Annotated in this window: 8 protein-coding genes and 1 pseudogene; all 9 read left to right on the top strand. The window is 35.9% G+C overall.

The features are described from left to right. Positions 1 to 676 precede the first annotated feature (676 nt). Positions 677 to 970 (top strand): type II toxin-antitoxin system HigB family toxin, encoded by a 294-nt coding sequence (locus A9996_RS16010; protein WP_066437403.1) that lies wholly within the window; start codon positions 677 to 679, stop codon positions 968 to 970. Position 971: 1 nt separating this feature from the next. Then, positions 972 to 1,328, top strand: coding sequence for a helix-turn-helix domain-containing protein (locus tag A9996_RS16005; RefSeq protein ID WP_066437415.1), 357 nt, complete (start codon positions 972 to 974; stop codon positions 1,326 to 1,328). 175 nt (positions 1,329 to 1,503) lie between these two features. Continuing rightward, entirely contained in the window at positions 1,504 to 1,755 is a 252-nt protein-coding gene (locus A9996_RS16000) for a type II toxin-antitoxin system RelE/ParE family toxin (RefSeq protein WP_066437400.1), read from the top strand. Continuing rightward, positions 1,745 to 2,035: a helix-turn-helix domain-containing protein gene (locus A9996_RS15995; protein ID WP_015025859.1), complete on the top strand. Its 291-nt coding sequence runs from the start codon at positions 1,745 to 1,747 to the stop codon at positions 2,033 to 2,035. Before A9996_RS16000 ends, A9996_RS15995 begins: the two co-directional genes overlap by 11 nt. A gap of 375 nt (positions 2,036 to 2,410) precedes the next feature. Beyond that, entirely contained in the window at positions 2,411 to 2,740 is a 330-nt protein-coding gene (locus tag A9996_RS15985; RefSeq protein ID WP_146608961.1) for a hypothetical protein, read from the top strand. 39 nt (positions 2,741 to 2,779) lie between these two features. Beyond that, entirely contained in the window at positions 2,780 to 5,179 is a 2,400-nt protein-coding gene (locus A9996_RS15980) for a TonB-dependent receptor (protein ID WP_066437389.1), read from the top strand. A gap of 18 nt (positions 5,180 to 5,197) precedes the next feature. After that, complete coding sequence (locus A9996_RS15975; protein ID WP_066437385.1) at positions 5,198 to 5,749, top strand: type 1 periplasmic binding fold superfamily protein; 552 nt, start codon at positions 5,198 to 5,200, stop codon at positions 5,747 to 5,749. Between the two features lie 166 nt (positions 5,750 to 5,915). Next, a pseudogene (chrA, locus tag A9996_RS15970) lies at positions 5,916 to 7,036 on the top strand (chromate efflux transporter). A 362-nt stretch (positions 7,037 to 7,398) separates the two neighbouring features. Beyond that, positions 7,399 to 8,808, top strand: a complete 1,410-nt coding sequence (locus A9996_RS15965) for a S41 family peptidase (protein WP_066437377.1) — start codon at positions 7,399 to 7,401, stop codon at positions 8,806 to 8,808. Positions 8,809 to 9,244: the final 436 nt, after the last annotated feature.

Below are 9,244 nucleotides of genomic sequence, written 5' to 3'. Positions count from 1 at the left end.
AGCACACAGTTGTCTGCTCCAGAAAACACAGATAAACAACAAAATCTTCTGATTTTTAAGAGCAGAAACTGAAAAACCACACCGAAATTATAATAGATACGGAAAAACCAAAACGGCGGAATTATTACTCTTGTGAAAATTTATTTCTTGGCCTTCCAATAATAAATCCCATCACTTGAAAAACCAGTGCTTGACCAAAGTTTCGGCAAAATTTTATTAGAAAGTATACGCGGAAATCAAATCTAACGGAAAAAAACTGCGGAGAAGGAACCGAAATTTTTTTTGGTTTTTTAAGTGCGAAACCGAAACTTTTTCCTTCCTTACAATCTGAAAAAATTATTTTAAAACTCATTGCGAATAATGGCAACGGAATTTATAAGGAAATAATTAACCTGGAATTTTAAACAAAATTATCTCGGATTTTATTCTGTAGTTAAAAAATAATAGCGAAGGAAAGAATAAACCGTGTGCTAACACCGTGTATAGACCATTGCTGGGTCAGTGCTTTTTTTGGAACATTAATGGAAAATCCCAAAGTTTATCTATATTTGGATTGGTTCGTGTGTGAGACACGCAACGGTCCATACACATAAACGTTGCCCATAATGCTGAAAAAAAATACAGAAGTTATCATTTTGGTAACTTTTTTTATTATATTTGCTTCAAATACATTAATGTGAAAATATTTTCGAGAGGAACACTACGAGATTTTTGGAAAACGCACGGTAATTGCGAACTTCAATTGAAAACGTGGTATCGTGAAACCGAAAATTCAAATTGGTCATCTATTAACGACCTCAAATCGGAATACCCAAACGCAAGTATTTTGAAAGATAATCGGATTGTCTTTAATATTAAAGGCAACGATTACCGACTGATTGTAAAATTTAATTTTGAGTACCAACTTGCGTGGATACGATTTATAGGAACACACGCCGAATATGACAAAATTAACGCAAACGAAATTTAGGATGAATATTAAACCGATTAGAAACGAGGCGGATTACAAAAAAGCACTTGAGCATTTAGAAATAATCTTTGATGCCAAAAAAGGAACTAATGAAGGCGACGAATTAGAAATTCTTGCAATCGTAATTGACAACTACGAAAACGAGAATTTTCCTATCGGAATGCCAGACCCAATTTCAGCCATTAATTTTAGAATGGAACAAATGGGCTTAAAACAAAAAGATTTGGTCGATATGATTGGTTTTAAAAGTCGAGTGAGCGAAATAATGAACAAAAAGCGCAAACTGACTTTGGAAATGATTAGAAAACTAAACGCCAAATTGAACATTCCGACTGAAGTTTTGATACAAGATTATTGAACTACATTGCGGAAAGCACTATGGGCAACACTGTATATAAGCTATGGCTTGGTCTGTGCCCATTTGGAAAATCTTCGGATTTTCCAAAGCCAGTTTTTATTTGGAGAAGTTCGTGCTAAATCACGCCACAGCTCATATACCAAACGTTGGCATTCATTGAGCAGATGTTGAATTAATAGAAACCTATCAGCACGTGCCGAAAACATATTTGGCACCAATGAAAACGCACAAAGGACTATTTGAGGCTCGAATAAAATTAGGTTCGAATATTTGGCGAGTTTTTTGCTTCTTCGACAAAGGTAAGTTAGTTATACTCTTGAACGGATTTACTAAAAAGACGCAGAAAACACCACAAAAAGAAATCGATAAAGCGGTCCGATTAATGAAAGAGTATTACGAAGAAAAAAACAAAGGCAATGGAAACTAAAAGTTGGAAAGAAATAAAGAACACAGTTTACGGAAAAAAAGGAACTGAACGCAGAGATGAACTTGATAGAGATTTTGAATCATTCAAAATCGGTTTGCTTTTACGAAATGCACGAGAAGAAAAAAATCTGACTCAAGAACAACTGGGCGAACTGATTGACAAAAAGCGGACTTACATTTCGCGCGTGGAAAATAATGGCAGTAATCTGACTTTAAAAACATTATTTGATATTGTAGAAAAAGGACTTGGCGGAAAAGTTAATATTTCAATTGAAGTATGATAAAAGTACGTTTTACAAGCCGTGTATAGACCATTGCTGGGTCTGTGACTATCTGGACCCCGAAGCCTCGGGGCTTGGGAATTTTCCAACAGAGTTTTGTACTTTTAATGGTTCGTGTGCGAGACTGACAAAAAACCCAAACTACATCAAAAATTCTTATGAAAAACGCCACCGCTAAAACGGCACTGTCATTCTTTCCCACCGCAAAAAGCCAACGCACCAAAATAATAAGGAGCTGTCTTTTGCCAACGCTCAAATCATCAAAATAAATTGAAATCGAGTACGTAAAATTCTATCTCATATCTATTCCTACAATATTTTTACCCTAATCCAACAATTATTCTTTATTTTTGCGTTTTCGATATAATGCAAACAATGGATTTTGAAAAACAGCTTGGCAAAAACATAGCCGCATTATTGCTCTTCGTAGCTTTAATGTTGCCTACTGCCGTTCAGTTTGTTCATATGTTTGAAGGGCACGAACATATTTCTTGCAAGGACGTTACTACACACATTCATCAAGATGTTCCTGATTGCCATATTTGTGATTTCCATTTGGCATCGTTCAACTACGATATTGCCGAATACCCTAACTTAGTACTAGCAAATATACCTTTAAAGTTTGAAGCAAACTTAGCTTCCCTACGTTTACATTCCTTTAAAATAACCAATACACAACTCCGCGCACCGCCTATTTTTTCTTAATAAACAAACATTTATTCATTTTGTCAATTAAGAATTTTTATGCGCAAGTATGCACTATTGATACTGCTATTGAGCAGTATTCCATCTATATCACAAAATTGTGAAAACACACTTTCTGGTACAGTAACAGACCTTCACGACGGGTCATTACTTGCAGGAGCAACACTTATAGTTGCAGGTTCTGAACGAGCTGTAGTGACAGACCTCGATGGTAAATTTACTCTTAAAAATTTATGCGATGATACCTATTCCATACAGGTATCGCATCCATTCTGTCTGACCAAAGGATTTACCATTAAAGTATCTGGTAACACGACCAAGAACTTTAAATTGGAACACCATTTGGAAGAACTTAACCAAATTACCGTTGAGGGGAAGGCCTATAGCATTAAGTCGAAAACAATACTCGAAAATACTATTTCTAAAGAAGAATTGGAACGCTTTAGCAGCGGTACGTTGGGCGATGCCCTCAACAGTTTGAGCGGAGTTTCTTCACTCAATACTGGAAACACCGTTGTAAAACCGTTGATTAATGGTCTTCACAGCAGTCGTGTTGTCATTATAAACAATGGCGTGCGGATGGAAGACCAAGAGTGGGGAGCAGAACACGCCCCAAATGTTGATATCAATTCCGCAGGAAATCTTACCTTGATAAAAGGTGCAGGCGTATTGCAATACGGTGGCGATGCTGTGGGTGGTGTCATTGTTGCCGAAGCTTCAAAAGTTCCAGTTAAAGATAGTCTTTACGGAAAAACCTTATTGACAGGAGCAAGCAATGGTCGAGGTACTTCGCTGACTTCCCAATTGACAAAAAGCTATCAAAGTGGTTGGTATGCAACCGTGCAAGGAACATTAAAACGATTTGGCGATTTTGAAGCACCAGAATACGTGTTGAGCAATACGGGGATTTTTGAACGTAACGCGTCTTTGCACGCGGGTTTCAATCGGTTTGATTATGGCATCGAGGCCTATTATTCACTTTTTAAAAATGAAATCGGCATTTTAAGGGCATCGCATTTAGGCGGCGCACAGGATCAAATTAGAGCCATAAATAGTGATAGACCACTAATCATTAAAGATTTTACCTACGACATCAACGCGCCCAAACAAGATGTCACCCACCATTTGGCACGGATAAAAGGATTTAAAAGGTTTGATGGCTTCGGGAAAATGAGCCTGCAATACGACTTTCAACGTAACAACCGCTTGGAATTTGATATCAGGCGTGGTGCAGATAGGGATAAGGCCTCGTTGGATTTAGAACTTAACACACACACCTTAATGCTCGACTTGGATTCGCATTTGACCGATGCAGTAAGCCTAAAGACTGGTATAATGGCCCGATTTCAAAACAACTTTGCAGACCCAAATACCGGAGTGCGCAGATTGATACCAGATTATGATAAATACGATTTGGGAATATATACCATAGTAGATTACCGCTTGAATGACAATCTGTTTTTGGAAGCAGGTGGGCGATTTGATTATACGTTTATGGACGTTTTTAAATTCTATCGCACCTCTTTTTGGGAATCCCGTAATTATGACGAACTTTTCCCTGAAATAGTAGTGGAAGAATTAGACAATCAGATTTTGACCAACCCACAACTCAATTTTTATAACCCTTCGGCCACATTTGGAGCTACATATAATTTTAACGAAGAGTACAAACTGTTTTTAAATTATTCATTAGCATCGCGAGCACCAAATCCTTCCGAACTTTTTAGCGAAGGCCTTCACCATTCTGCTTCCCGTATCGAATTGGGTGATTTGCGTTTCAATTCAGAAGTGGGACATAAAGTGTCATTGACACTTCAGCGTGATAACGAAAATTTCAGCTTTTCAGTAAGTCCGTTTATAAACACCATTAACGACTTTATCGTAATAGAGCCTACAGAAATCCAGCAAACAGTAAGAGGTAATTTTCAAGTTTGGGAATACAGACAGACCGATGCACAACTGTTGGGAGTGGATTTTGATGCCTCTTATGCTCTTGCTGAAAATTTCCGTTTTAATCATCAGTTCTCACTCGTAAAAGGTTATGACAGTTCACAGGATGAACCCTTGATAAATATGCCGCCCGTAAATACCAAAAACGAAATTGTCTATCAAAATCCAGAATTCAAAAATCTAAGGTTGGCATTGCAAAGCGAATATGTCTTTCGTCAAAATGAATTTCCTGATAATAATTTTGAAGTGTTTATCCCAGAAACTGAAACAATGGAAACTGTGGACGTAAGCACACCGCCCGATGCCTACCATTTGATAAATTTTAATTCGAGCATCGATTTTAAAACCACCCAAACATCAACACTTACGGTAGGTTTTGGAATTACCAATGTATTAAACACCTCGTACAGAAATTACCTAAACCGCCTACGCTACTATGCAGACGATTTGGGTAGAAATTTTTTATTAAACCTTAAAATCAATTATTAATTATTAAAATCAGAAACTATGAGAAATTTAAAATTTTTAGCAACTGCAATTTTTGCAACTGTATTCTTTGTATCGTGTTCAAATGACGATGATGCTCCAGATCCAGTAGTTGAACAAGAAGTAATTACCACTATGACAGTAACACTTACACCAAACGGCAACGGAACGCCGGTAACTTTACAAACGCGCGATTTGGACGGCGATGGTCCCAATACACCTGTGGTTACTTCCGGAACCTTGGCAACTGGAGTTACCTACAATGGTCGCATCGTACTACTCAATGAAACCGTGAACCCACCAGAAAACATTACGGAGGAAGTGGAAGAGCTTGACGACGAACACCAATTTTTTTACACGATTGGTAGTGGGCTCAATGTCACAACTGAGTATTCCAATGTTGACGGGGATGGAAATCCCTTAGGAACACAGTTTACGCTTACAGCAGGTGCGGCAAGTTCAGGATCATTGACGTTTACACTACGTCACGAACCTAAAAAACCAAATACAGGTCTTAGCGATGCTGGTGGAGAAACAGATATAGCAGCAACATTTAATGTAACGGTACAATAGATTTGAATTAGTCACACTTTTATTTGTTCCAAAGAGATGCCCTCTACATATACTTTGTAGGGGGCATTTTATTTATTGATCATGTAACATAGCACAATAAAAATTTTTATATTTTGTTGCTTTGTTTTTACTTACAAAACACCATTGTTATTCCAAACTTACCAATATGCCAAATAACAAAGAACTCATAGAAATTGCAAAATTGTTTTTTAAGCTTGGGAGCATTGCTTTTGGTGGACCAGCAGCTCACATCGCAATGATGGAAGATGAAGTTGTCAAAAAAAGAAAGTGGATGACACAAGAACACTTTCTCGACCTTGTTGGTGCAACCAATTTAATTCCGGGTCCGAATTCAACTGAAATGACAATGCATTGTGGACACGAACGCGCAGGTTGGAAAGGGCTCTTCGTTGCAGGATTTTGTTTCATTTTTCCTGCGGTCGTTATAACTTCTGTTTTTGCTTGGCTTTATCAACAATATGGTCAATTACCAAAAGTTGAGCCTTTCATTTACGGAATTAAACCAGCAGTTATTGCAATAATCATAATGGCGGGTTTCCGACTTGGAAAAAAAGCGGTAAAAACACGGAACTTGCAATTTTAGGTATTATTACTTTAGTTGCCTGTTTATTCGGGTTGAACGAAATAATCGCTCTTTTTGGTTGCGGTTTGCTTGGCTTGGGTATTTACTTCTTCAAAAAAAATACAGGAAATTTAACAAGCTTTTTTCCTCTATTACTCTTTCAGCTTGTCGACCCTTCAAAAATTGGTGTTCTGAAAATATTCTTAACGTTCTTAAAAGTTGGCGCAATTCTTTACGGTAGCGGTTATGTTCTATTTGCATTTCTCGATACAGAATTAGTTGCAAACGGATGGCTAACAAGACAAGCATTAATTGACGCAGTTGCTATTGGACAAATAACGCCAGGACCAGTTTTGTCTACTGCAACATTCATAGGTTGGCAAATGAACGGAATTACAGGTGCACTTGCTGCAACAATAGGTATTTTTCTTCCTTCATTTCTTTTCGTGCTAATATTAAATCCGTTGATACCGAAAATGCGGCAATCAGAAATCTTAGGAGCAATTTTGGACGCAGTAAATGTTGCAGCGATTGCATTGATAATTGCAGTTAGTGTGGAAATGGCAAAAGACACGCTAACAGATTGGCGTACAATTTTAATTGCTGTTGCAAGTTTGATTGTGGTGTTTGTTTTCAAAAAAATGAATAGTGCATTTATAGTTTTAGGAGGAGCAGTAATAGGATATTTATTGACCTTGATTTAAAAATAGGGCCAAAATAAGCCTGTGCTCAATGCCATACACATTTGCAATTCCCTAAAGCCACCACGCCAGCAATCCCGAAACTTCGGGATCAAAATAGGATGTCTTGCCAACGTACGAATCCGGACAAACGAGAAAGAAGATAATCTGAAAAACAAAACGTGGGAAAGCCTGTGGGCAATAACTTATAGGGGCATTGTGTTTGACCCAAAAGTTAATACCTTTCAGCCAAGTTCAGTAATAAACGGAAAATTATCCCCTATTTTTCCCTTATTGCCCTTATACAAAACCATTGTGTTAATGCAAAAAAAAAGTAACAATTAAAAAACATAGTCGTCTGTAATTTAAACTGTCAAAATTTAGAAATGAATAAAAACAACTTTCTCATTATCTCTTTTATTATGTATTTAGGGATTTCAATTACTGCGAATGGACAGAATGAAACTTCATTTTCAAAACAACAGATTTTAGATGACATAGATTATTTAAAAAAAACTTTAGAACAAACGCATTATAATTTATATGCATTTACCAACAGAAATGAGTTTTTAGAAAATGCAGATAATATAAAAAAAACCATAACGAATGATTCGCTAAATCTTTTAGAGGCAACTAACGCTTTTCAAAAAATTATTTCAAGAGCAAATACAGGGCACGCTGAAATAGATTTTCCTGTACAATCCTATATCCAATACGCACAAAGAGATGGAACCCTTTTTCCAATCGAAATTGCATTAGAAAATGATAACGCTTACATACGAAATAATCTATCAAACGATAATCAGCTCAAAGTCGGAATGCAATTAATCAGCATTAATGGGATTGACATAAACAAAATTATTGAAAAGTTATATTTACAATTATCTGCCGAAAGAAAATATTTCAAGAATGCAAAACTTGAATTTTGGTCATTTCCACGACTTTATTGGCAGATTTTTGGAGAACAAAAATCTTTTAAAATTGAAGTTAAGGAATTGGATAAAATTTCCGAATATTCAATAAAGCCAATAAGTGTAGGCGATTATGAAAGTAGAAGAAAAGGAGAGATTTTAAATCAAGAGCGGAAGTTTTCTTTAAAAGACGGTATTGGTTACATAAATCCAGGTCCGTTTAGTAGCAATGCCGATGAAAAAATTGATTTGTACAAAAGATTTATCGATTCCAGTTTTAACGATTTGAAAGAAAATGATATTGATACTTTAATTATAGATTTGCGTAACAACTCTGGTGGAGATAATGAATATAGCGATTTTCTCATATCGTATATTGCTGATAAACCTTTTAAATGGCATTCAAAATTTACGTTAAAAAGTAGTAGTTTATTGAAGCAACATACCCGAAAAAACAACGATACTACAACTTTTTATTCTCAGACAATTCTTAATGAAACTAACGGAAAAATTTATGAGTATAAATATGAAATGTACCAACCTGTAGATTCAAAAAAGAGATTTGCAGGGAAGGTATATGTTTTAATTAATAGGCAATCATATTCAATGTCTGCTGTTGCTGCTGCTGAAATACAAGATTATGGATTTGCCAAAATCGTAGGCGAAGAAACAGGAGATTTTCCAACATTATATGCATCCCAATTTTCATACTCTCTGCCTAATACCGGAGTAGTAGTTAAAGTTCCAAAGGGCTATATTATTAGGCCCAATGGAAATGAAGATTTAAGAGGTGTTATTCCAGATATTGAAATCAAAGACCATTTGTTAGACGATGAAGACGAAATTTTAAATGAACTTTTAAGAATATTGAAGAAAAAGCACTAAACACAATATAGTACTGTGATAAAAAACAAGTATAAATGCATTCATCTCTCACCAAAGTACTTCTCTAGGGATCATACGGTAGAGGTGTCCTCAATAAATATTTCTTTGAGAATATGACTCGATAAAGTACAGATCTTATAAACGGAGAACGGCCTAGGAATGTTGGCTACTTTTTTAAAAAGCCGAAGGGAATTTTTTTTGAAAAAGTTATTAATGTTCCGTCTAATTATAAACCCAAAAAAGGTCAACCTATATCAGTATTATACATAAAATAAAACCAGTCGATTTATACTTAATTTCCTGTGCTTTTTCCATTTTAGCAAGTAGTTTCAAATCAGAAAAGAATTCTTTGTATTATGTATTTGGAATAATCGGATTTATAATTTTAGTATTGGCATTCATAACGTATTTCAGGAGAAAATAATAAAATCTGTGC

It is taken from the genome of Gelidibacter algens (assembly GCF_001678675.1).
Lineage (GTDB): Bacteria > Bacteroidota > Bacteroidia > Flavobacteriales > Flavobacteriaceae > Gelidibacter > Gelidibacter algens.
This window is presented reverse-complemented; position numbering and strand designations above follow the sequence as displayed.